General features: G+C 39.6%; 23 protein-coding genes. 15 read left to right on the top strand and 8 right to left on the bottom strand.

Annotated features, from left to right (window positions below):
- Position 1: 1 nt before the first annotated feature.
- From H5186_RS06825 to H5186_RS06810, 4 genes are all read right to left on the bottom strand, one after another.
- Positions 2 to 1,276, bottom strand: coding sequence for a hypothetical protein (locus H5186_RS06825; RefSeq protein ID WP_182718194.1), 1,275 nt, complete (start codon positions 1,274 to 1,276; stop codon positions 2 to 4).
- Positions 1,276 to 1,884, bottom strand: a complete 609-nt coding sequence (locus H5186_RS06820; protein ID WP_182718193.1) for an SIS domain-containing protein — start codon at positions 1,882 to 1,884, stop codon at positions 1,276 to 1,278. The genes H5186_RS06825 and H5186_RS06820 overlap by 1 nt, the downstream gene beginning before the upstream one ends.
- Positions 1,881 to 2,828, bottom strand: coding sequence for an NAD(P)-dependent oxidoreductase (locus H5186_RS06815; RefSeq protein ID WP_182718192.1), 948 nt, complete (start codon positions 2,826 to 2,828; stop codon positions 1,881 to 1,883). The genes H5186_RS06820 and H5186_RS06815 overlap by 4 nt, the downstream gene beginning before the upstream one ends.
- 68 nt (positions 2,829 to 2,896) lie before the next feature.
- Entirely contained in the window at positions 2,897 to 3,622 is a 726-nt protein-coding gene (locus tag H5186_RS06810) for a cytidylyltransferase domain-containing protein (RefSeq protein ID WP_076923520.1), read from the bottom strand.
- Between the two features lie 186 nt (positions 3,623 to 3,808).
- On the opposite strand from H5186_RS06810, the gene pseI reads away from it, so the two are divergent.
- Genes pseI through H5186_RS06785 form a run of 5 tightly spaced genes read left to right on the top strand, consistent with a single transcriptional unit; the run spans position 3,809 to position 9,287 of the window.
- Complete coding sequence (gene pseI / locus H5186_RS06805) at positions 3,809 to 4,858, top strand: pseudaminic acid synthase (RefSeq protein ID WP_182794261.1); 1,050 nt, start codon at positions 3,809 to 3,811, stop codon at positions 4,856 to 4,858.
- Positions 4,855 to 5,943: an FkbM family methyltransferase gene (locus H5186_RS06800; protein ID WP_182718190.1), complete on the top strand. Its 1,089-nt coding sequence runs from the start codon at positions 4,855 to 4,857 to the stop codon at positions 5,941 to 5,943. Before pseI ends, H5186_RS06800 begins: the two co-directional genes overlap by 4 nt.
- Positions 5,943 to 6,185, top strand: coding sequence for an acyl carrier protein (locus H5186_RS06795; protein WP_076923517.1), 243 nt, complete (start codon positions 5,943 to 5,945; stop codon positions 6,183 to 6,185). The genes H5186_RS06800 and H5186_RS06795 overlap by 1 nt, the downstream gene beginning before the upstream one ends.
- Positions 6,186 to 6,187: 2 nt before the next feature.
- A complete protein-coding gene (locus H5186_RS06790; protein ID WP_182718189.1) occupies positions 6,188 to 7,771 on the top strand; it encodes a hypothetical protein in 1,584 nt (527 codons plus the stop codon).
- On the top strand, positions 7,761 to 9,287 hold the full coding sequence (locus tag H5186_RS06785; RefSeq protein WP_182718188.1) for a class I adenylate-forming enzyme family protein: 1,527 nt from the start codon (positions 7,761 to 7,763) through the stop codon (positions 9,285 to 9,287). Before H5186_RS06790 ends, H5186_RS06785 begins: the two co-directional genes overlap by 11 nt.
- 5 nt (positions 9,288 to 9,292) lie before the next feature.
- On the opposite strand, the gene H5186_RS06780 is transcribed toward H5186_RS06785, so the two are convergent.
- The 3 genes from H5186_RS06780 to pseB are packed head-to-tail and all read right to left on the bottom strand — an operon-like array spanning position 9,293 to position 12,638.
- Positions 9,293 to 10,429 (bottom strand): Gfo/Idh/MocA family protein, encoded by a 1,137-nt coding sequence (locus H5186_RS06780; protein WP_182794260.1) that lies wholly within the window; start codon positions 10,427 to 10,429, stop codon positions 9,293 to 9,295.
- 56 nt (positions 10,430 to 10,485) lie between these two features.
- Complete coding sequence (gene pseC / locus H5186_RS06775; RefSeq protein WP_182718186.1) at positions 10,486 to 11,640, bottom strand: UDP-4-amino-4,6-dideoxy-N-acetyl-beta-L-altrosamine transaminase; 1,155 nt, start codon at positions 11,638 to 11,640, stop codon at positions 10,486 to 10,488.
- Positions 11,637 to 12,638, bottom strand: a complete 1,002-nt coding sequence (gene pseB / locus H5186_RS06770; protein WP_149981506.1) for a UDP-N-acetylglucosamine 4,6-dehydratase (inverting) — start codon at positions 12,636 to 12,638, stop codon at positions 11,637 to 11,639. Before pseB ends, pseC begins: the two co-directional genes overlap by 4 nt.
- 210 nt (positions 12,639 to 12,848) lie before the next feature.
- Between pseB and H5186_RS06765 the strand changes: the two genes are divergently transcribed.
- Positions 12,849 to 13,634, top strand: a complete 786-nt coding sequence (locus tag H5186_RS06765; protein WP_149981504.1) for a flagellin — start codon at positions 12,849 to 12,851, stop codon at positions 13,632 to 13,634.
- Positions 13,635 to 13,797: 163 nt separating this feature from the next.
- The gene (locus tag H5186_RS06760; protein ID WP_182794259.1) at positions 13,798 to 15,234 is read left to right on the top strand and encodes a sigma-54 dependent transcriptional regulator; all 1,437 of its coding nucleotides are present in this window, start codon (positions 13,798 to 13,800) and stop codon (positions 15,232 to 15,234) included.
- A gap of 418 nt (positions 15,235 to 15,652) precedes the next feature.
- Here the strand turns inward: H5186_RS06760 and H5186_RS06755 are convergent, their stop codons facing one another.
- Positions 15,653 to 16,240, bottom strand: coding sequence for a DNA-3-methyladenine glycosylase I (locus H5186_RS06755; protein WP_145239421.1), 588 nt, complete (start codon positions 16,238 to 16,240; stop codon positions 15,653 to 15,655).
- 140 nt (positions 16,241 to 16,380) lie between these two features.
- On the opposite strand from H5186_RS06755, the gene H5186_RS06750 reads away from it, so the two are divergent.
- The 8 genes from H5186_RS06750 to fliJ all read left to right on the top strand — a co-directional run bounded on the left by H5186_RS06750 (position 16,381) and on the right by fliJ (position 24,869).
- Positions 16,381 to 17,493, top strand: a complete 1,113-nt coding sequence (locus H5186_RS06750) for a PAS domain-containing sensor histidine kinase (protein ID WP_182739663.1) — start codon at positions 16,381 to 16,383, stop codon at positions 17,491 to 17,493.
- Positions 17,490 to 18,968 carry a sigma-54 dependent transcriptional regulator gene (locus tag H5186_RS06745; protein WP_182718184.1) on the top strand — a complete coding sequence of 493 codons (1,479 nt, stop codon included), beginning with the start codon at positions 17,490 to 17,492 and terminating at the stop codon, positions 18,966 to 18,968. The genes H5186_RS06750 and H5186_RS06745 overlap by 4 nt, the downstream gene beginning before the upstream one ends.
- A 178-nt stretch (positions 18,969 to 19,146) precedes the next feature.
- Positions 19,147 to 19,479, top strand: coding sequence for a flagellar hook-basal body complex protein FliE (fliE, locus tag H5186_RS06740; protein ID WP_145239413.1), 333 nt, complete (start codon positions 19,147 to 19,149; stop codon positions 19,477 to 19,479).
- A 20-nt stretch (positions 19,480 to 19,499) separates the two neighbouring features.
- The gene (gene fliF / locus H5186_RS06735) at positions 19,500 to 21,215 is read left to right on the top strand and encodes a flagellar basal-body MS-ring/collar protein FliF (RefSeq protein WP_182718183.1); all 1,716 of its coding nucleotides are present in this window, start codon (positions 19,500 to 19,502) and stop codon (positions 21,213 to 21,215) included.
- Positions 21,208 to 22,248 (top strand): flagellar motor switch protein FliG, encoded by a 1,041-nt coding sequence (gene fliG, locus H5186_RS06730; RefSeq protein WP_145239407.1) that lies wholly within the window; start codon positions 21,208 to 21,210, stop codon positions 22,246 to 22,248. Before fliF ends, fliG begins: the two co-directional genes overlap by 8 nt.
- A gap of 3 nt (positions 22,249 to 22,251) precedes the next feature.
- Entirely contained in the window at positions 22,252 to 23,070 is an 819-nt protein-coding gene (gene fliH, locus H5186_RS06725) for a flagellar assembly protein FliH (protein WP_145239404.1), read from the top strand.
- A gap of 18 nt (positions 23,071 to 23,088) precedes the next feature.
- Complete coding sequence (gene fliI / locus H5186_RS06720) at positions 23,089 to 24,423, top strand: flagellar protein export ATPase FliI (RefSeq protein WP_145239400.1); 1,335 nt, start codon at positions 23,089 to 23,091, stop codon at positions 24,421 to 24,423.
- Positions 24,423 to 24,869 (top strand): flagellar export protein FliJ, encoded by a 447-nt coding sequence (gene fliJ / locus H5186_RS06715; protein WP_149981493.1) that lies wholly within the window; start codon positions 24,423 to 24,425, stop codon positions 24,867 to 24,869. Before fliI ends, fliJ begins: the two co-directional genes overlap by 1 nt.
- The last annotated feature ends 128 nt before the right edge of the window (positions 24,870 to 24,997 follow it).

The raw sequence follows: 24,997 nt of genomic DNA, 5'->3' as shown, positions 1-24,997 counted from the left end.
TTTAGATTGCCGCCTTATTTATTTTATTCTCAAGAAGAGAAAATTGAGTTTGAATATTTTCAAATGAATCATCCATCCATGCATTTATTTGAAATTCATTATCATTAAAGTAATGATTTTTTCCAACTTCAAAGCCGTGCATGCTATTTGTTCTGTCTGATAGATTTGGAATATCATTCGAACACCATCTAAAAATGATTGAGCGAGCCCCTTCAAGATAGCTAATCGGATAAAGAGGACCACTGTCAACACCCATATTTATATACGCTTCATGGTATAAGGCGAGCCTGATACTTAAATCTACAGCTGCAAGGGGATACGTTGTAAGCGATTGATATTTTTCTTCAAGGGGCTCACTTACTTTATAAGTATCTCTAATAATTAGCGGAAAGTATTCATTGAGGTCTAGTGATAATGCAAAATCAAGCCATGCCGTTGTATTGCTATTTCTGTGCTCGGAATTTGCCCAATATTCTCTCAATGTAATTGTTATTAGCTTTTTTTTGCCCACGTTATGTCTTATGAAGTCATTAACAATAGTATAAGCTTGTTGTGGAGGTGCTAAGTTACTTAATTTAATATTTTGCTCGGCATAAGATTTTAATAATTTAAAATCTCCAGCTGCTTGTCTAGGGTTTTGAAAGTAGTTATTTGGATATATGCTAGGGTTCAAGCTTTTATAGTATACAAGGCTACTTTGCGAAATCGGCTGATCAATACCTATGCATGAGGCAAGACAATTAAACATGGGTTTAATAACCTTTTCGATACGCCATTTAGCATCAACGTTATCGTGATATACATTTAATCCTGGAGTATCGTCACTATGGCTAGGGATAATTACAAATTGAATATTTTTTTTATTTTGTTTTTTTCGTTCTATTTCAGCTAAAACGATAAAAGTAGTTACATCAAAGCAGGGCAAATTATAAGAGAGATCATAAAAAGCATATAACGTTGATTTAGTATCAATAGCAAATTGCATTTGTATACAAGGAATGAGCTTACCGCTCATGTGGTTAAAAAAAGAACATTGATTAGTGGTAATACCAATTTTATTTAAAGATTGTAAGATATCAAAGACAAATTCAGAACAAATTACTACTTGGAGCGTTTGTTTTTTTTCTAGTTTTGATAATTCTTCTAATGATTTTGCAGGCGTGCCTTTGTATGATTCGCCACCATTTGTACAAGCAAAAATATTATTGTCAGTATTATATTCTGATCGGATAAACATTTCTGTTGAGGCTGTAATTCCGTAGACAATGGTGGTCATTAATTAGCCTCACGTAATGCATTGTATAGAGCTTTCATTAAGATATGCCCGACAATAACTTGAGTATCTTCTGATATCTGCATATCTTGGACTTCGAAATGGAAAACTTGGTCAAGCATCGGCTTAACTTTACCGCCAGAAAATCCTAAAATGCCCACTGTTTTCATGCCAATGTCGAGTGCTTGTTGAGTCGCTCTAATTATATTTTCAGAGTTACCGCTACCAGATAAAACAAGTAAAATATCATTGCTGTTTGCTTTAACTTTTAGCTGATGTGCAAAAATATTTTCATAACCAATGTCATTGCCTAGGCAAGTTAAAACAGAGCTGTTTGCTGGTAATGCTTCAACTTTTAATGCATTACCTTCTGGGCTAATACCAAATGTAAAGTCATTTGCAAGGTGGATTGCATTTGCTGCTGAGCCGCCATTGCCACATAAATATAAAGTGCCGTTATTTGCCTTCATAGTAAGTAAGGTATCAACAAGACTCTTAACTTGTTCACTATCTAACTGTTTTAATACATCCGTTAGGGTGTTCACATAGTTTGTTGTCAGTTTTTTCACTGAATCCTTGGCTATAGTGGTTGCAGATTGGTTGTTAGTCATAAAACTTCTCTTTGCATCCATTTAAGGTTGTAAAAATGGTCTTCATCTTTAAGTAAGTCTTGTTTGTAAGCTGTAATAATTTCGGTAATGGCTGTGTCGACATTTTTATTGGGTGTAAAACCGCTAGATAGTAACTTATCTGAATTAATACGGTAACAACGAGGGTCATTTGAAGGAGTAACCTCAATCTCACATGCTATTTTAGCCTGTACCATTTTTGCTATATCCATAATTGAGATATTTTCAAACCCTGCATTAAAGACACCAGAGACTTTCTCTGGATTATCCAGCATATAAATATAGAGATCAGTAATATCGTCAATATGAATATTTGGTCTGACTTGATCGCCGCCAAACACTGTGATTTTTCCATTTTTTAGAGCTTGCATTGTCAGCATATTGACAGAAACATCTAAGCGCATTCGTTTAGATAAACCGCATACAGTTGCTGGGCGTACAATTTGTACCGCCATGTCGTCGGCATAACTAAGAAGTACACGCTCTGCAACCATTTTCGTTTTGTTGTATTCAGAAATAGGCTCAAGCGTTAAGTCCTCAGTTACTTGCTCTTCATCTTTAACGCCGTATACGCTACCCGATGACGCATAAATAAACTGTTTTATTCCACAGCGCTTTGCTTTATCGGCTAAGCGCATAGTTGCTAACGCACTCACTTCCCATGTTAATTTAGGGTTTAAATCACCACAGGGATCGTTTGCGATAGAAGCAAGATGAATAATAGAATCCACACCGTCTAAGTTAATCGTATCAGTGTCGCGTACGTCACCTTTAATGACTGAGAGGTTGTCATGAGAGGGCAAAAAATTACCAAACCATTGGATGTCAAACGCGATTACGCGATGGCCTAAAGCCAGTAGTTTTGGAACCAGTACAGTTCCTTTATAGCCAGTTGCACCGGTAACTAATATTGTTTTTGGATTCATTTAATATTCTCTAATTCTTTGGTAGTCATAAATATAATGTTCAATGACATACAATTATTATGCCTAACTTAAGTAGATTTTTGCTCTACATGTTTATTTATATCGGTGATGTGAGGGTTTTCCTTTAATGTTTTTATTAAATCATTATAGGAAAAATCTACTTTATTCAAAAAATGCTCATAAACAGCGGTAATTGCTTTGTAATCGTCTGGTTCATCAAGTGTTAGGCGAAAGTGGCTATAATCTTCATACGCACTGAATGTGTGAGTCGTTATAGTATTAAATTTTGCCATGCCTAACGTAACATGCTCACGATCGTCCGGTGATGTTGCTTTTAGATGGGTATTCTCTAGTAAATCAAATGAAAATGCGCAGCAGTCAAGTCCTCTAGGGTAACCACTATGAGGACCTAAATTAACCATGTCATAGGTTTGAGTCACTCTTTCATTAATCACTTTGTTACATAGCTCTTCATCAATCAGTGGACAATCACTCGTTAGCCTAACTATGGTTGTAGATGATTGAGCATTATAATGTTTAGCAGCCAGATAATAGCGGCTTAGTACGTCTTGTGTATCCCCTTGGTAGGTTTTAATATTCAGCTGTGTGCATAAATCCAAGATAGGCTGCTCAGTGCCATCATTAGTTGTTGCGACAATGATTTGATCGTGCCAGTTTGGTAAGCGTTCAAGCATAATTTGTAACACTGGTTTGCCACACAGCGGCAACATCACTTTGGCAGGCAATCTGGTTGATGTCATACGTGCTTGAATTATTATTAATACATCAGACATGGTCACTGGTAATCGTAATTATTATTGAGATAAATATAGCAAATCATTACACTCTTGCACATAACTTAAAAGTTAAAATCCTTTTGGATCAATATAGTTTATCAAATTGTAAGCTATTGTAGATAATTAGGTATGAAATTTGCTTTGATTTAATGATTTTTTGACAGTGCAATTTAAGGGGCGCAAATGGCGTTTAATTCTGAAATTACCATCGATGGTAGAAAAATTGGGCCAGGTCATCCTGTGTATATTATTGCCGAAATGTCAGCAAACCATGGTCAAAATTTAGAGCAGGCGAAAGCGTTAGTTAGAGCCGCAAAAGAGGCCGGAGCTGATGCGATAAAGTTACAAACTTACCGCGCAGATACTTTAACAATGGATTGTAAATTACCGCATTTTGAAGCAACAGGTCCATGGCAAGGACAATATTTATATGATTTATACGAAGGGGCATATATGCCATGGGATTTTCACGCCCCTTTAATTCAGCTGGCGAATGAAATCGGTATCACTATTTTTTCTTCACCATTTGATGATTCTGCAGTCGATTTATTGGAATCTTTTGATTCACCTGCATATAAAATAGCTTCGCCAGAGTTGATCGATCATGACCTCATTCGAAAAGTTGCTGCGACTGGAAAGCCGGTGATTATGTCAACAGGTGGAGCAACGCTTGCTGAGATTGACGAAGCTGTGAAAGTTGCTCACCAAGCAGGAGTAACAGATTTAGCTATATTGAAATGTACAAGTAGCTACCCAGCTCCCCCGCAAAGCATTAATTTAAAAACAATCCCTCATTTAACAGATGTTTTTAAAGTACCAATAGGCTTATCGGATCACACATTAGGTAACCATATACCTGTCGCCTCTGTAGCTATGGGGGCGACAATTATAGAAAAGCATTTTGTGATGAGTAAAGAAGATGAAACGGCTGATAGCTTTTTTTCCATGACACCAGATGAACTTGAAGATTTAGTTCAAGGAGTTAGGCAAGTTGAGTTGGCTATTGGCAGTGTACATTTCCCTAGTGAGCCCAGTAAAGCAAGGCGTTGCCTATTTGCAGTGAGGGATATTGCTGCTGGTGAAGTTTTGAACAAAGAGAATGTGGTCAATCTAAGGCCTGGTGTAGGTGAGCTGATGCCAAAGGATTTAGGATTTATAACGGGCAGACTCGCAACGAAAGCGATTAAAAAAGGTATGCCTTTGACTTGGCATCACGTTGGAGCGATTAAATGAACTATCTAATTTACGGAGCGGGTCATTTTGGAGAATGTTTTTATAGAATTTTAGTAAAGCAAAAGCTACAAGTTAATGGGTGGATCGATCAACGTTTAGTTAGCCAGATGAAGTATAATTTACCTATTTTTGATGAGCATACAGCTGATCGTAATATGACAGTCATTGTTGCTGTAACGCCGTTAGTTAACTCTAATAGAGGGCAAATCAAAGAGCGCCTACAAGAGCTCGGTTATAATAATGTTCTTGGCTTTTTTGAGGCTGCACGAGAGTTCCCAGAAGTGTTTAAGGAATATGCACAGCTAGAGCATTTATGGATGCGCACAAGTCATCATGATATGTTGAATTTACCAAGTATTAAGTGGTTACGAGCGCGTTTGGGGGATGATAAAAGTAAAAATATATTAGATAAATTGTGTGCTTTTAGGGCATCCCTTTCTATTGATGACTACCCTGAACCGGATAGAAAAATTGAGTACTTCCCAGATGATATACCTTTCAATTTTCAATCACCAATTCGTTTTATCGATTGTGGTGCTTATACTGGGGATACAGTAGAGGCGTTTGTAGAACTTCATAAAAAAAATATTATAACACTTGAGCATATTTCCTCATTTGAACCCGATACAAATAATTATCAAACACTTACAAATACACAAAACAGGCTAAAGAAAAATAATCCTGAAATTTCTTTTCAAGCATTCCCTTCGGGGGTTTGGAAATGTGTTGATTTACTTAATTTTAATCAAGGGCAAACAAGCTCCAGCAATATTATACAAAGTGAAGTTATAAATGATTCTTCAGTATCTGTTGTTGATTTAGACTCAACTTGTCAAGCTATGGATATAAACTATATAAAAATGGACATAGAGGGGGCCGAATTAGCTGCTCTTGAAGGTGCCAAAAGTTTAATTCAAACCCAACAGCCTGTGCTAGCTATTTGTGTTTACCATAAACCGAAAGATTTATGGGAACTCCCTCAATTTATCGATCAATTGCAGCCTAATTACGATATGTATTTACGAGTACATGAACATTTAGGGTTAAGCACCGTTTTGTATTGTATTCCAAAAGGTTCTCATTAATGAAAAATCAACTTATTAACTTTTTATATCAGTTTTTTACAGACAGAGGTTGCGCTGTTGATATTGATAATATTTTAGAGCTTTCATTCAAGGATGATATAGCTTTGGATTCATTTGAGATTCTGACATTAGTAATGCAGATTGAATTGACTTTCGGTATAAAAATTGAACCTCAGGAATTGCTTGATCCAAAGACGAATTATGTGAGTGGATTTGTTGATATGGTTATGGCAAAGCAATAATTATGTTTGCAATTCGTATCACTAATAAGCAAGACAATGGCATTGGTCATTTAATGCGAATGAAACATTTGGCTTCTGCATTAAAACAGCATCAATTAGGTGTCCACATAATTCTTGATGATTTATGTCAGTTTAGCCAAACGCTGTATGCAGATTTTAAAGTGGCTGATGTTCATTGGCAAAATTATGAAGAGGACGCACTTTTAACAATTAATTATATGCATCAGAATAGTTTATCGCATTTAATAGTTGATAGTTATACTTTACCGCATGAATACGAGCAGTTGATAAAGAAATCCGGTTTTACCTTAACCGTTATTGATGATAACGAGCGACAACATACTTGCGATTTTTTGATTGATTATAAATGGGTAGGACCGAATACAAAGAGCCGTTATGAATCGCTAGTACCGACTGATTGCGTTCGTCTTTTAGGCCCGAATTATTGTATTTTAGATCCCACATATCGTACCGTTGAAAAGCACTCTTCGGAGTCAGATCTTCCCGTTCGAGTTTTATTTTCATTAGGTGGCGGTGGTGATCTTTTTATTCTAAAAAGAATCTTTGATGGATTACCAAGAGCCATTCAAGCAAATGTTCTTTTTGATATAGTGGTAGGTCCCTATGCAACGAATAAAGATACTATGTATGCTATTGGGCAAGAGTTTCCAAATATTAATATTTTAGAGAATGTAACTTGCCTGAAAGAGTATTATGAAAGAGCCTCACTTTTTGTGGGTGCATTAGGCACCTCTTTTTATGAATGTGCTGCGACTAAAACACCAGCGATTACTTTTTCTCTTGAGGATAACCAGACTAATGATATTGATATCTTGGAGTGGTTAGGTCACTACCTCCATATTAATGATGTTTCTATTGATGATTTTTTGCGATTAGGAGAGTTAATTGATATCGCTCTTAGTCAATTACCAAGATTACAATTGCTGGTAGCCAAAAGAAAAGTATCGGTTGATGGCGAGGGGGCACGGCGAATAGCTAAAGCTCTTGTCGGTGAGAAGATATCAACAAATTGTTTTGCTATTGCTGAGCAGCACTGCGAAGTAAAGACTGAATTAACAGATAATTTGGTTGTTTGCCAAGTTGATGATACCCATATAAATAGTTATTTATCGGCTAGAAACTTACCTAGCAATAGCGTGAGAATGACTGTGCAGAATGCTATTAAGCCATTGGAACATTATTTATGGTGGTTTAATCAATCACGTTTTAACTTTGTGATTACAGAGCGAGAAGGCAGTAGGCAATCTCAAAGTTTGTATATCTGGCATAATTTATATAAAGATAAGTATTTATATGGCGGCTGGTTTTCTTGTAATCAAGATCTTTCCTTGCCCATAGCTATGATCGCCTTACAATGGCAACTTGAGTTTTGTAAAGCGAGTCATCCCAATGCTATTTGGCTTGCGGTGATCCACAAAGACAACAAATTTGTAAATTTGCTAAATAGCTATATGGGATTTGTGGCAATACCAATACATTCAAAAGAATATAAAGTAACGCAACAGTTATTTCCTTTGGCCGATGAGCAGTTTAATTTTGTAATGTGGGACCCAAATGCACAATAAAAATATATACCAGCTTGTTCAATCACATACGGTTACTCAACCTGAGAAAATTGCGTGTATATATCAACAGACCCAAATTAACTACCAACAACTAATAAATAAGGTTGATTCTTTAGCTGCTGGCCTGACTCAGTTAGGAATTAAGCAAGGACATAAAGTTGCGTTATTTTGTCCAAATAACCTCGAGTTTACATATTGTTTATTAGCTGCGGCTAAACTGGGTATTGCGCTTGCGCCATTACCACTAACTCTTAAAGGACAGGCTTTATCAAAAGCGTTACAAGTAGCTGATTGCGAGTATGCTATAGCATGGATAAGTGTGGCTGAACAACTTGTTAATAATGATGTTTTAGCTACCGACAATATAATTACGATAGGTGGCAATAGTGATAACTTGATTGATTTGGTCAATGTAATGTCTGCATCCACGGCGCAATATGATGAGTTTCCAGTAGAAAATATCAATTTACCTTATATTCTTACCATGACTTCAGGTTCTACTGGTCAACCTAAGCCAATAGTATTTACTCAAGCGACTAAAATTGTTCGCGCATTTGATGCGACGGCTCAGTATTACCAATTAGATAAAAGCGATGTTGTGTTGGTTTCAACACCTTTATATCATTCACTTGCACAGCGCTCTTTACTGATGCCACTAATGTTGGGCGCAAGTGTAGTTATTTTACCCAAGTTTTCAGTTAATGCTTGGCTTGATGCAATCAATACTCATAAAATTAGTTTTTTATTTGCTGTTTCAAGTCAACTAAAGGCCTTGATCCCAGAGTTAGCAAAAGCGCAGTTAACAAGCTTGAAGTGTGTTGTATCATCTTCTGCAACGCTTGAAAGCGACGACAAAAAGTCACTGTTATTAGCCTTGAATTGCCGTTTTCATGAATGTTATGGGGCATCAGAAATGGGGGTGATCAGTGATTTTGATATAACCGAGCCGAATGTACCGATCAATAGTGTAGGTAAGCCTTTACCAAATCTGAAAATAAAAATATGTGATGCTGAACGTAATACTTTGTCTAATGGTAATATCGGTGAAATAGCTTGTCGCTCACCAACTGCGTTTGCACAATATTATAACTTACCAGAGCAAACTGCGCAGAGTTACGACAGTGATGGTTATTTTTTTACTGGTGACCTTGGTTATTTGGATGATGATAATTATCTTTATTATGTTGGTCGAACAAAAGAAGTTATTAAATCGGGCGGGATCAATGTTTACCCGAGCGATATTGAGTTGGTAACTAATTACTTACCTTGGATTGCTGAGTGTGCGGCTTTTGGAGTAAGTGATGATAAATTTGGAGAAGTCATTTTATTATCTTTTGTTTGTAATGATACTGCGCCAGTGAATGCAAAAATGCAGTTGCAAATGCATTTATTCAAAGAACTTACTGACTATCAGCAACCGCGAATTTTGTTTGAGATGAAAAGACTGCCAAAAACCGAAATGGGTAAAATCCATAAACCGAGTATCAAGCAGGCATATCTAGAGAGTTGTAATTAAGCGTATTACACGCTTTCCCAGCCAAGTGTTTGTGTCGAACGTTTAGCAGCAGCAAATAACTTTAAGCCATCTGCGGCGTGTTCTAAACCAAATACGTATGGTTGGTTATTTTCTTGCCCTAGTTGAAAACATTGTAAATCTTCAGCGATGTCGCTGTATAAGTTTGCAAATGCTTCTACAAAACCAGTGGGGTGGCCTGGTTTCATGCGGTTATATCTAAATTGGTGGGCGTAGTCGCACTGACCCGCTCGGTCTAATATCTCTCGCCTACCATCATTAAAATTTAGTTCTAACTCATCGGGGTTGAGCTGTAACCATTTAGCACTTCCGGTATCTCCATACACTCTGATCTGTAAACCGTTACGATGACCAATAGCCGTTTTTGACATCCACATGCTGCCTTTGACGCCACTGGCATACTTTACTAGCATTTGTACGTCATCGACTAAATTAGCATATTGAGAGTGGTTACTAAATTCGGCTAATGTGTGAGTTGGTTCCTCACTCAATAAAAAGCTACTTAGGTGATGAAGGTGAACACCTAAATCTAAGCAAATGGTTGGTACTTCAGCATCTCGCAGACGCCACGCCTGCGGTTGTGATGTTTTTCCCGCGATATCGGGGGGGCGGCGAAAGCCTTCTTGCGGCATTTCTAAATGAATTTTTTGAATTGTTCCCAGCTTTCCTGAATTTATTAAATGCTTTAACTCACGTACCATTGCATAGCCACTGTAGTTAAAAGTAACAGCTAAAAATTGTTTCTTTGGATCATAATAAGGGCGAAGAATTGCAATTTCTCGTGGTCCACAAACCATCGCTTTTTCACAGATTACGGGTAATTTTTTTTCGAATAAATACTGTAAAACTTCTAAATGATGCGGTGTTGGAGTGAGCACTACAAAAGCATCAATGTGACCCTTTTCAGCTTCGACCATTTCTTTCCAATCTGCGTAAACACATTCTGCTGGGATCCCCCAATGAATACCTGTAGCTTGATTATTTTCTTGATTACGACAAAAGGCACCGGCAACAACTTGAAATTTATGATCCATGTGAGCTGCGCAAAAGTGTACATAGCCAACAGCTGACGTGTTACCCCCGCCAATAAAAGCAAGTTTGAAAGTCGGGTGAGTTTGTAACATAGTTGCCTCAAGGTTCATTAAATAATATGTTTATATCGTCAAAAAGGTTGAAAACTTTAATTTAAGATTTGCTGTAGAGTGTTCAGTATAAAATGCACTTCTTGCTCTTTCAACGATGGATGAAGAGGAAGGGTGATAGCACCTTGATAATATTTTTCAGCATTAGGGAAATCACCAGCCTTAAAGCCTAGAGCTTGATAGTATGGCTGTAAATGTATTGGAATATAATGAACGTGGCCAATGATCCCTACTGCTCGAAGCTGAGTTACAGCGTTTTTATGACGAGTTGCATCGCTATTATTAAGTTGAATTATGTACAAGTGATAAGCGGAATAACAGGTATCAATTTGTTGCAATGGACGAACCAAATTTAAATTAAGATGTGTATCATATATTTTAGCAAGGTGATGTCGCTGCTTAATAAATTCGTCAACTTTACTTAGTTGGCTAAGCCCTAACGCTGCGTGTAAATCAGTCATTCGATAATTAAAGCCAAGCTCGATTTGCTGATAGTACCAAGGCCCATGGCTTGCATCGGTCATTTCACTTTCATCTGATGTGATCCCATGGCTTCTTAATCTTTTTAAACGCTTTGCTAAATTATCATCATTTGTAACCGCCATACCGCCTTCAGCTGACGTGATGATTTTCACAGGATGAAAGCTGAATACGCAAATATCTGAAAACTCACAATTACCAACAGGCTTATCTAAATATTTAGCACCAATGGCGTGAGAGGCATCTTCGATAATTTTAAAATCATATTTAGTAGCGAGCTGATGAATGGCTTGCATATTACATGATTGACCCGCCAAGTGTACCGGTATTACAACTTTAGGTAAGCAGTTATTTTTTTCTGCTAGGATCAGCTTCTGCTCAAGTTCCTTAATCGACATGTTGCCGGTATCTAAGTCAATATCAACAAAGTCAATCTTAGCACCACAATAAAGTGCGCAATTACTTGATGCTACAAAAGAAATAGGAGATGTCCAGACTATATCGTTTTCTCCAACGCCTAATGCTAGGCATGCGATATGTAACGCCGATGTTGCACTATTTACTGCAATGCCATGCTTTACTTTACAGTAACTAGCAATGCCAGCTTCAAATGCGGGTACTTTAGGACCTTGCGTGAGCCAGTCAGATTGTAAGACATTGAGTACCGCATCAATATCTGCTTGGTCAATAGATTGCTTTCCATATGGGATCATAAAAGTGCCTGAATATTAAAAGCTGCTATTTCTTCTATCGTTAAGAAGTGGGGGTTACTTAAAGAACTATATTCAAATCCGATCTCAACTTTCCTACCGCACTCATTTAATGCATTTGTATCAAAATTATTGCTGCGACTACTAAATTTAATGCCAGGTGCAATCACAAAATGATCATCAAATTCGTAGGTATCAAAACACAAATCAGAAGGGCACATCACCTCATGTAATTTTTCGCCCGGGCGAATACCGATATTTTTTTGTGGCAGGTTTGGTGCCATTGCTGTTGCTAAATCAGTAATACGAATTGATGGGATCTTGGGAACAAAAATTTCTCCCCCTAACATCCTCTCAAAGTTAGTTAAAACGAAATCAACACCTTGCTGAAGGCTGATCCAAAAGCGGGTCATTTCTTCATGGGTGATAGGGATATGGTCGCGGCCTTGATCAATAAACTTTTGGAAAATAGGCACTACTGAACCGCGCGAGCAGACTACATTACCGTAGCGAACAACTGAAAATGTGGTGCGATTACCACCGGCAATATTATTAGCGGCAACAAACAATTTATCGGATGCTAATTTTGTCGCACCATATAAATTAATTGGGTTGGCTGCTTTATCAGTAGAAAGCGCAATGACTTTTTCAACATTATTGTCTAAGGCAGCATCAATGACATTTTCAGCACCATTAATGTTAGTTTTGATGCATTCCATCGGGTTATATTCTGCGGCAGGGACCTGTTTAAGAGCTGCAGCATGAATAACGTAATTTACTCCACGCATTGCACGGCGTAAGCGGTCTTTGTCGCGTACATCACCGATAAAGTAACGCATACATGGTTGATCAAAGTCTTGCTGCATTTCAAATTGTTTTAACTCATCACGAGAGAAAATAATTATTTTTTTTGGCTTGTATCGCTCAAGTAACGTTTTTACGTATTTTTTACCGAATGATCCGGTACCACCGGTAATTAAAATTGTTTTGTTATCGAACATAGTTTTACCCAAGTTATTTATCATTGGCGTAGTTATAGTAAAAAATTAAATACGCAAAAAGTGAAATTTAATACACTGCTCAGTACTTTACCTATTAACAGAGTAGGTTAGCAAGCACGATGCCAAGTTAATTTAATTAAACAATGGTACAAAGTGCAAAATTTGGCAAATTAAGCTATAATTTAACCAATCAGCGTGTCGGAGCCTGTTATGAAAATTCAATCACCAGCAACTAGTTTTTTAAACCAAACACAGCAAACCAGTAACAAGCTTGCAGAGCAACTTGCTACGGGTAAAAAAGTCAACTCTGCGGCAGATGATGCCGCGGCATTGCAAATTATAGATCGGTTAACCTCCCAGCAAGACGGTTACAGCCAAGCGGTGAATAATGCCTATGATGGTATTTCTTATTCGCAAGCGACCGAGTCAAACTTGTCGGGTGTCAACGATGCTGTCTCGCGTATTCGTGAATTATCTATTCAAGCAGGTAATGGCGCATTAAATGATAATGACCGTGCTGCTTTGCAAGAAGAAGTGGTGCAATTACAAAGTCAGATTACAGAGACGTTTGAAAATGCCAATTTTGCAGGTAAACCTTTGTTTGATGGTCAGTCGGTGTCGTTTCAAGTTGGTCCAGATGCGAATGCAAATCAAACGGTTACTCCTTCGGATGGTAGTTTTGCATCAGTAATATCAACAATTGATATTTCTACTCAAGCAGGTGCACAAGCTGCAATTGATATTAGTGACCAAGCGGCGGACGAAATTAACGCCCAGCGTGCTGAACTTGGTGCTTTTCAAAATACATTGGCTAGCACTATTAAAGGCCTGGGTACTCAGCAAGAAAATATTGCCGCGAGCCAAAGTCGAATTCAAGATACCGATTATGCTCAGGCGGTTTCACAGCAGGTATCAAATGATATTTTAGCTCAAGCGTCAATAGCACTGCGTGGCCAAGCTAACCAATCGGCTGAATCTATTTTAGGGTTATTATAACGGCTATGATAAAACAGTAATTCTTAAGTATTACTTGCAATTAGCTTAGTGTCTGTTTTTTGGCATCTATGTCAAAAAACTGCCGCTTTGTGCTTGCATCCCTGTCAAACTCGCTTACAATTTAAATTATTAATAGCTTGTAGTAACTGTGGTTCGCTAAATAATGATCTTGATTTTAGACAATAATAATAATCGTGCGATTGGTTTACATGCTGCGCTTACCTTTATTGGTGAGGCAGTGCAACTGCTTGACGATGCAAGCCTTGAACAAGAATGTGAAAAATACCAAAAGCAATCATGTATGGTGATCCTCGGTGCATTGCAAAGCTTAGATCATGAAAGCGTGATCAAGCGCCATCCAACAATACCATTTCTATTAATTGGTGAAACCCTTAAACCACTGTTGAGCATTGCCAATGTAGTTGGCCTTATCTGTGAACCTTTTAACCATGATGTAACGACTCAATTACTGCATGATTGCCAACAGTATCAACGGATGTTGCCAAATGAGCATAAACACGCAAAACCGCACAAAACCTTTGATGGCTTAGTTGGTGAAACTGAAGCGGTTAAAGATGTACGCTTTTTAATTGAACAAGTTGCTAAAACGGACGCCAACGTATTAATTTTAGGCGAATCAGGTACTGGTAAAGAAGTGGTTGCTCGTAATGTTCATTTACTATCAAAACGTAATACAGGGCCATTTGTACCCGTTAACTGTGGGGCTATACCTGCGGAGCTGTTAGAAAGTGAGTTGTTTGGTCATGAAAAAGGCGCGTTCACCGGTGCTATTTCAGCGCGCAAGGGCCGCTTTGAACTTGCTCAAGGGGGGACGCTGTTTTTAGATGAAATTGGCGATATGCCGCTGCAAATGCAAGTAAAGTTATTGCGAGTGTTACAAGAGCGCAGCTATGAGCGGGTTGGTGGTACAAAACCAATTCAAGCCGATGTACGGGTGATTGCTGCTACACACCGTGATCTTGAACAAATGATAGATCAAGGAAGTTTCCGCGAAGATCTATATTATCGACTCAATGTTTTTCCTATCGAAAACCCATCTCTTGCAGAACGTGCTGATGATATTCCATTATTATTAAAAGAGTTAATGCGCCGTATTAATGAGCAAAGTGGTACTACCGCTAAGTTTACTGAGCGGGCAATTGATAGTTTAAAAGAGCACACATGGCCGGGGAATATTCGCGAGTTAGCGAACTTAGTTGAGCGTATGGTGATCATGTTGCCAGATAAAGTGGTTGATATTCCCGATCTACCAGCAAAATATCGTTATATTGAAGTTGATGCTTATGAACCACAATATCCCGAAGAGCTTATGGAGCGTGATGCTTTCAATGATATTTTCAGTACTGGTTTTAGTGATTACGACGATGAGCCAGAAGTTGAAGCAATTCAGCCATCAGCAGACCTTTTACCCGACGAAGGGATTGAGCTAAAAGATTATTTAGCTGAGCTGGAAATTAGCCTGATCACTCAGGCCTTAGAGCGTTATGATTATGTCGTAGCGCGTGCTGCGGAGATCTTGGGTGTACGCCGCACAACCTTAGTTGAAAAAATGAAAAAATATAACCTATCACGAGATTAACACGTGCTAAGTTGCTAATATTTTACTTCGCAATATCAGTAATTACAGAGTGTGGTCGTCGTTTACGGTGATAAGTTCATTGACGCGCTAAAGCACTACCTACCATTTCGGTGCTTGCAAATAGTTACTTAATTTTTACCACCGAGGCGCTGCGCGCTACACGGAGCTGAAGGGCTAGGACCCTAATCCCTTCCTCTTTGAACTCGGAGTTCTCTGTGGTGGATCAATCATTTAAAGGTCTTTTGCACAAAGAGAAGTGAATGAGATCAAATGAGCAGATAAAAATATATATAAATCTTTCGTGGCTGAAGCCTGCTTATATGTGGGTTAAGCATTTGTAGGAAATGGCTTCAGCCATTAATTCCTAGACGCTAGATTTAGGATCCTAGCGCCTAGTCACTTTTCTAGCTCTTAACACCTAGTATTTTTCAATAATCTCAGCTTTACGAAAACAATCATTACTGTGATCATTCACCATACCACAGGCCTGCATATGGGCGTACACTGTGGTTGGACCTAAAAACTTAAATCCCCGTTTTTTTAAATCTTTTGCAAATGCAGTTGAGGCCTCTGTGATTGCAGGGTAGTCACTAAGTTTATCTAACTCATTCACTAACGGCTTACCACCTACAAACTGCCATTGATAGTTACTGAAGCTGCCAAATTCTTGCTGAATTTCAATAAAACGTTTGGCGTTATTTATAGTTGCTACAATTTTTAAACGATTACGTATAATTGTTTCATCAAGCATTAATCGTTCAACATCGTGCTCGTTCATTTGTGCGACTTTTTCTACATCAAAATCCAAAAATGCACGACGATAGCCATCACGTTTCTTTAAAATCGTATACCAACTTAATCCTGCTTGTGCTGATTCCAGAGTAATAAATTCAAAAAGTGTTTGGTCATCATATACTGGGATCCCCCATTCATCATCGTGATAGGCAACATAGTCATCTTTACTGGTATCGAGCCAAGGGCAGCGACATAAATTTGTTGAATTCATAGTGTCTCCTTGCTTTGCTTATTTTAGTTTGTCATTTTTTTGTCGCGTTATTTATACGCTAAGCAAATGAAATTAATCAATATAATTGTTGGTACAATTTGTGCATTTAGCTAGTTAGATCCTGTAAACGAGAATGCATTATGGCCTTAGCTAATGTCTTAAAACCACAATTTATCACAGCGACCCAGTATAACCCATGTTTACTGCAAGAAGAGTACATTGGTGAGTTAAGTGAATTACGCCAGCAAGCCAGTTGGTTAAGTCATTTAGTAGATACAATGCCTGCGGGTGTTGTGGTGCTTGATGGTCGCGGTTTGATCGCTAAAGCTAATCAAATTGCAACAGACATGCTAGGGGAGCCACTCGAAGGTGAAAAGTGGTTCAGTGTGATCCAGCGCTCGTTTCGGCCCCAACAAGATGATGGCCATGAAGTATCGCTAAAAGATGGACGCTTAATTAAGTTAGAAATAACGGCATTAGCGCCAGAGCCAGGGCAATTAATCTTAATGACTGACTTAACCGAAACGCGTCGTCTACAAACACGCGTTGCACATATGCAGCGTTTAAGTGCATTGGGTAAAATGGTGGCATCTTTGGCACATCAAGTGCGAACACCACTGTCTGCTGCGATTTTGTATGCCGCTAATTTAGGTTCAAAGCGGTTACCCGAAAGCTCGCGAGGCAATTTTCATACTAAGTTAATGTCGCGTTTAAAAGATCTCGAAACCCAAGTAAACGATATGTTGTTGTTCGCAAAAAGTGGCGATCAGCAAGTTGTTGAACATGTTTCCATGCAGCAATTATTAACTGAAGTGAAAACTGGCGCTGATGCTATGGTCGCACTTAATAATAGTGAACTTCAGGTCAGTTTACCTGAGCCTGATATCGAGATAATGGGCAATAAAACTGCGCTTGCCAGTGCCATTCAAAACCTTATTCACAATAGTATTCAAGTCATTGGCAGTAATGCACTCGTTCAATTAAGTGCGCAGCGGGATGCGAGTGACCCCGAGCTAGTGTGTATTACTGTAAGTGATAATGGCCCTGGGGTCGATTTAAGCTTACTTGATAAATTATTTGAACCATTTTTTACTACCCGAAGCCAAGGCACAGGTTTAGGCTTAGCGGTAGTTAGTTCAGTCGCAAATGCACACCAAGGACGAGTTGCAGTAACGAACAATGCTCAAGGCGGAGCCTGCTTTAGTTTACTGTTACCTATTTGTACAAAGTCAACATCGGCGGAGGCAATATGAACAACACGATTTTAGTGGTTGAAGATGATGCAGGGCTTCGTGAAGCCTTGATTGATACGCTTGAAATGTCTGGAATAGATTGCGTTGCGGCTGACAGTGCTGAGCAAGCTATGGTGCTACTTAAAAAAGACAGCTTTTCGCTGGTCGTGAGCGATGTGCAAATGGGCGCGATGAGTGGTCTTGATTTACTGCGCAGCATAAATCTTAATTACCCTGATCTACCGGTTTTAATGATGACAGCGTATGCGACTATTGATGATGCTGTTGAGGCTATGCGGTTAGGGGCAATTGACTATATGGCCAAACCGTTTGCGCCCGAAGTGCTACTTAATATGGTAAGCCGCTATCTACCTGAGCCAGAAAAAGAAACTGATGGCCCGATTGTCGCCGATCCGAGTAGCATTCAGCTATTAGAACTTGCAAGTCGGGTTGCTAAATCGGATGCCAGTGTGATGGTGCTTGGTCCTAGTGGCTCAGGTAAAGAAGTACTCGCACGCTTTATCCATGATAAATCAGATCGCGCAGAGCAGCCATTCGTCGCAATAAACTGTGCTGCGATCCCTGAAAATATGCTCGAAGCTACATTATTTGGCTACGAGAAAGGCGCGTTTACTGGTGCGATTCAAGCTTGTCCGGGTAAATTTGAGCAAGCACAAGGTGGCACAATTTTACTTGATGAAATCACTGAGATGGATTTAGGCCTACAGGCTAAGTTACTACGTGTATTACAAGAACGCGAAGTTGAACGTTTAGGTGGTCGCAAAACTATTAAGCTAGATGTGCGTATTTTGGCTACCAGTAACCGTGATTTAAAAGAGGCTGTGGCTAAGCACCAGTTTAGAGAAGATTTATATTATCGGTTAAATGTATTTCCGTTGATGTGGCGTCCACTTTGTCAACGTCCAGGCGATATTGTCGTGTTGGCAAAGCATTTAATTGAACGTCATCTCAATAAAAGCAAAGAGCCTATCGCTGTACTTAGCGAACCGGCAGAGAAAAAATTATTAGCTCATACTTGGCCAGGTAATGTGCGTGAACTGGATAATGTGATCCAGCGTGCGTTGATATTACGCCACGGTGATATGATTGACGAAAGTGCTATTTTTATTGAAAATTTAACCCAGACTCCTCTAACTGCGGCTTTATCAGCAAGTTTAGTGCCGGTTAATTCAGCACCAGAAAACACTACTTCGGCGGTTACAAGTTCACCAACTAATGATGCTTATTATGATCTGCAAGCGCCAGCAATAAAAGCGACAGCAGAACGCAATCAGCTGCGTGAAGAATTACCAAGCTTGGATTCGGGAAGTTACAAAGATGAACTTAAAGATAAAGAGCATAGAATTATTTTAGAGACCCTAAATCGTTGTCAAGGCAAGCGTAAAGATGTAGCTGAAACATTAGGGATCAGCCCACGAACATTACGTTATAAATTGGCACAAATGCGTGATTTGGGGATCACCTTACCTGCTTAAGCCTCTATAATTTTTGTTTTCCTTCACTATTTAATTTACGCTCAGCCTTGCTGGGCGTAAACTTGTCAAAACTCTGACAACAAAAACACATCTCAAGCTATTGATATTAATTAATTTATTAGTTGGCATGCTTTGTGCTTTATTAAGTTATTAGTAAACTGCATCGTCAGAGACAATTATGAAAATTCAAAACAGCGCATTATTTCAAGAAATGCAATCTATGGCTCTCGAAGCTGGTCGTAGTAATCAAGTAAACAAATTACCGACGCAGGCGCAGCCTACTTCGAGCGCCCAATTTGGCGATTTGTTAAGTGATGCACTCAATACCGTGAATGGCCTTCAAGCTGATGCAAAACAAAAAGTCGTAGCGGTTGAAATGGGCGACCGAAATGTGTCATTAGCGGATGCGATGATCGCATCACAAAAATCATCGGTTGCCTTTGAAGCCACTGTACAAGTTCGTAACAAACTTGTAGAAGCCTATAAAGAAATCATGAACATGCCTGTTTAACTAGGTAGTGGAGAATTATTGTGGCGCAATCTAATCAATCAACAGATCTTGCTTTGGCCGGCGGCGGTATCGACCAAACTGATAATGACGATCAACAAGAACAAAAGTCAGGCTATTTAAGTGCATTAAACGGCGTTGATGTATTACGTCAGGTCACTTTAATTATTGCATTAGCGATTTGTTTAGCGATCGCTATTTTTGTGATTATTTGGGCACGTCAACCAGATATGCGTCCACTTGGAAAAATGCCAACGGAAGAGCTAATTCAAACGCTCGATTTTTTAGATGCACAAAAAATTGACTATCAACTTGATGGCAATGTGGTTTCTGTTCCTGAAAATGAATATCAAAATATTAAATTGTTAATGACCCGCGAAGGTATTGAGCAAGCGCCGAACTCGGGTACTGATATTATCATGCAAGATATGGGTTTTGGTGTTAGTCAGCGTTTAGAGCGTGAACGTTTAAAGCACGGTCGTGAACAACAACTTGCGCGCACGATCGAGGAACTACAAAATGTCACGCGTGCTAAAGTATTATTGGCAATCCCGAAAGAAAATGTTTTTGCTCGTCGTGAGAAAAAACCATCCGCAACAGTTGTATTAACTTTAAAACGTGGTCGTATGCTCGGTAGTGAAGAAGTGGACGCCATTGTTGATATTATTGGTTCAGCAGTGCAAGGTTTAGAGCCGTCACGAGTAACTGTAACAGACCAAAATGGCCGATTACTTAATTCAGGATCGCAAAGTGCGTTAGCTGCTCGCTCACGTAAAGAATACGATATTGAACGTAAACGTGAACAAGAATATCTAGATAAAATAGATGGTATCTTAATGCCAGTTATTGGCATGGGTAACTACACTGCACAAGTCGATTTAAGTATGGACTTTAGCGCGATTGAAGAAACTCAAAAACGCTACAACCCTGATTTACCAGCGGTACGCAGCGAAACCACTTTTGAAGAAAACAACATCGGCGGGTTAGCTATCGGTATTCCTGGCGCGCTGACAAATCAGCCCCCAGTGGATTCGAATATTCCTGAAGTTGCCGGTCAAGGTGGTGCAGGCTCTGGTTCATCACCCAGTCGCACTCATAAAGAGGCGACACGTAACTATGAACTTGATACTACTATTTCCCATACACGTCAGCAAAGTGGTGTTATTCGTCGAATTAGTGTGTCTGTGGCAGTCGATTATGTGGCAAAAGTGGGTGAAAATGGTGAAACGACTATGGAGCCTCGCTCAGTTGAAGCACTGTCAAATATTCGTCGTTTACTGCAAGGTGGTGTGGGTTTTGACTTACAGCGTGGTGATGCATTAGAAGTAGTGACAGTACCGTTTGTACGTGAACCGATGGACTTAGCTATTGAAGTACCACTGTGGGAACAAAACTGGTTTATGAAAGTTGTGCGTTTAGTGCTTGGCGCATTGGTTATTATAGTGCTAATCATGGCGGTGGTTAAACCTATGCTGAAACGCTTGATTTACCCAGATGATACCCTTGAAGAGTATGATGATGATGCGCTTAGTTCTGGTGTAGATATTGGTGATAACACCCTAGATATGCTAAATAAAGATTTTGATTCTGCTTCGGTTGGCTTCTCAAGTGATGGTACACTACAGTTACCAGACCTACATGGCGATGAAGACTTATTAAAAGCTGTTCGTGCCTTAGTAGCAAATGAGCCAGAACTCTCCTCACAAGTTGTGAAAGCGTGGTTAACTGAAGATGACTGATCAAGAACAAAAACAACTGCCAGCAGCGTTTGATGTTGATAAATTAGACGGTGTAGATAAAGCCGCAATTTTATTGCTAAGCTTATCCGAAGAAGATGCAGCGCAAATATTAAAGCACCTTGAACCTAAACAGGTGCAAAAAGTGGGTATGGCAATGGCGGCGATAGATGATCTATCGCAAGCCAAAATCAGTGCCGTGCACAATTTATTTATAGAACAAATACAAAGCTTTAGTACGATTGGCTTCCAATCAGAAGATTTTATCAAAAAAGCGCTTACTGCGGCACTTGGTGAAGATAAAGCGGCAAGCCTCATAGATCAAATTGTTATGGGATCCGGTGCCAAAGGCCTTGATTCATTGAAATGGATGGACTCAAAGCAAGTTGCCAATATTATTCGCAATGAGCATCCGCAAATTCAAACGATTGTTTTATCTTATTTGGAGCCTGAGCAATCGGCCGAAATTTTAGCGCAGTTTCCTGAAAAAGTGCGCTTAGATTTAACCATGCGTATCGCCAACCTTGAAGAAGTACAACCTGCGGCTTTACAAGAATTGAACGAGATCATGGAAAAACAATTTGCCGGACAAGCTGGTGCGCAAGCTGCGAAAATGGGCGGTTTGAAAGCGGCGGCTGATATTATGAACTACCTCGATACCAATATTGAAGGTCAGTTGATGGATTCAATCCGCGAGCATGACGAAGAGATGTCACAACAAATCCAAGATTTAATGTTCGTATTTGAAAACTTAATGGATGTTGATGATCGTGGTATTCAAGCTATCTTGCGAGAAGTCCAACAAGATGTACTGATGAAAGCCATCAAAGGTACAGATGATGCATTGAAAGAGAAAATCCTCGGCAATATGTCAAAACGGGCTGCAGAGATGCTTGCTGATGATTTAGAAGCAATGGCACCTGTGCGGATCAGCGAAGTTGAAGCCGCGCAAAAAGAGATCTTATCTACGGCACGTCGTCTCGCTGATTCAGGTGAAATTATGCTTGGTGGTGGTGGTGGTGAGGAGTTCTTGTAAACCATGAGCAAACCTACTCAATATCAAGGTCGTCCTTTACGAGCCAGTGAAGCAGTTGATGAATTATTAGAAAACTGGCCAATTCCAGATGTTACGCAAGACACTCGAAAATTCGATGGTCGTTCAACGGCGTTTGGTACACCGCTGGCCGATTTATATCGTAAAGAGCTTGAAGAAAGTGAACAAGCACTAGAGCCCGAAGAGCCTGAGCTGCCTTCGTTAACGATGGCTGAGCTGGAACGAATTCGTCAAGATGCCTACGAAGAAGGCTTAAAACAAGGCCACGAGCAGGGTTATATTGATGGTTTTGAAAAAGGCGTAGGTGAGGGAAAAGAAGCCGGTTATAAAGAAGGCATTGAGCTTGGTAAAACACAAGGTCAAGAAGAAGTAAAACCACTGATTGAAGAACAGCTAACGGGTCTAAAAGCATTGTTGGATAGTTTGTCAGCGCCATTAGCTAAAGTCGATGATGACGCCGAAAAGCAACTTGTACAGTTAACCGTAATGCTAACCGAAGCGTTAGTTTATCAAGAAATTAAAACCTCCCCTGAAATTATTTTGCAAAGTTTAAAGCAGTGTATCGATGCGTTAGCCAATGAGCAGCAAAGTGTGCGTATTCATTTACACCCTGAAGACATTGAACTGGTTAAAAATAGTTATGGTGAAGCTGCACTAGCTGAAAACCATTGGCAGTTAGTTGCAGAGCCGACTTTAGATCGCGGTGGTTGCCAAGTAAAAACACCACAATCATCTATTGATATGACTATAAAAACCCGCGTCAAAGAAACGTTGGATAGTTTTTTGCATAGTAGTGGTATCTAACGCTATTTTTGGTTTGCAATGAGTTCTCAACCACGCCCATTAAGTGAACGTTTACAACAGTATCAAAAACATATTCATAGTCCAACGCCTGCTGTTGCGGGAATTTTAACCCGTGTTGTAGGGTTAACATTAGAGGCGAAAGGATTACGCGCGCCAGTTGGCAGCCAATGTAAAATTGAAACCATGCATGGTTTTGTTGATGCTGAAATTGTTGGTTTTAATGACCAGACGCTTTACTTGATGCCAAATGACCATATTTCTGGTGTACTACCTGGTGCGCGAGTTATCCCACAAGTAAATGATACCGGACTGCCTGTTGGTATGTGTTTACTTGGTCGTGTTGTTGATGGCTTAGGGCGTCCGTTGGATGGGCTTGGAGCTATTAAAGCAGAGCATTACTTAAAATTTGCACAAAATTCCATTAACCCATTATCTCGACGACCAATTACGCAGCCGATGGATGTTGGCGTACGCGCTATTAATTCAGTGATAACTGTTGGCCAAGGCCAGCGCATGGGGCTATTTGCAGGCTCAGGCGTGGGTAAGTCGGTATTACTGGGTATGATGACCCGAGGCTCAGAAGCGGATGTAATAGTTGTTGGTTTAGTGGGGGAGCGTGGCCGCGAAGTAAAAGAATTTATCGAAGAAATACTCGGTGTGGAAGGGCGTAAACGTTCTGTCGTAGTTGCCGCGCCCGCTGATGCATCACCATTAATGCGATTAAAAGGCTGTGAAAGTGCGGTAACTATCGCGGAGTACTTTCGCGATCAAGGTTTAAATGTTTTATTGCTACTGGATTCTGTAACGCGTTATGCCATGGCGCAGCGCGAAATAGCGCTTGCGGTTGGTGAACCACCAGCGACTAAAGGTTATCCGCCTTCAGTGTTTGCAAAGCTACCCGCGCTGGTGGAACGTGCTGGTAATGGCGGCGAAGGGCAAGGCTCTATCACAGCGTTTTTTACTGTACTGAGTGAAGGGGATGATATGCAAGATCCGATTGCTGATGCGGCGCGAGCCATTTTAGACGGTCATATCGTGTTATCCAGAGAGCTCGCTGACAGTGGTCATTATCCTGCTATTGATATAGAAAAATCGATTTCACGGGTGATGCCACAAGTTGTCTCAGAAGCACATATGCAACAAGCGCGAGTGTTAAAACAAGTGTATTCAATGTTCCAGCAAAATAAAGATATGATTACTTTAGGTGCTTATCAAAAAGGCACCGACCAAATGCTTGATCAGGCCATTAATATGATGCCAAGAGTGAATGCATTTTTACAACAAGGCATGAAGGATGTGATCAGCTATGACGATGGCCTACAAGGGCTTGCGCAATTATTAGGACAAGCATAATGGCAACCAATAAGCTCAGTTTATTGCTGAAAATAGAAAATGATAAAGAAGAAGCTTTACGGATAAATTATTTACAAGCGCAGCAAAACTTGCAAGGCAATCAACAAAAATTGCAAGGCTTGAATAACTTTCGCTTAGAATATACTCAGCAATTACATGTAAAAGGAAAGTCCGGTTTAAGTAGCGCCGGGTTTAGTCAATATCATGCTTTCATTGCCAAAATCGAAGAAGCCATTCGTCAACAAGCGAATACAGTTAGTACTGCTAAACAAGTTGTCTCACAACGCCAAAGTTTATGGCTGAAACAGCAGATTAAGGCTAAAGCGGTTGCTAAGTTAATAGAAAAACAGCAACTTAAAGCGAATGTGATCGCACAAAAAAATGAACAAAAAATGCTTGATGAATTTTCCGCAAATCAATTTTACCAAAGACGTCGCGTTTTATAGCCTATTGCCCAAAATAGGGTTATTTATTAATTCAAATCAGCTTAGGCATATTATTTGCTTGTTTAATGTAATAAGTATTTATTCTGGCAAACTGCGGCGGCAAATTGCCACTTTTAATCTAGGTGAAT

The organism is Pseudoalteromonas sp. SG41-2 (genome assembly GCF_014164535.1).
In the GTDB taxonomy this organism is placed as follows: Bacteria; Pseudomonadota; Gammaproteobacteria; order Enterobacterales; family Alteromonadaceae; genus Pseudoalteromonas; species Pseudoalteromonas rhizosphaerae.
Note: the sequence above shows the minus strand (reverse complement) of the source record. Positions and strands in the feature narration are given on the sequence as shown.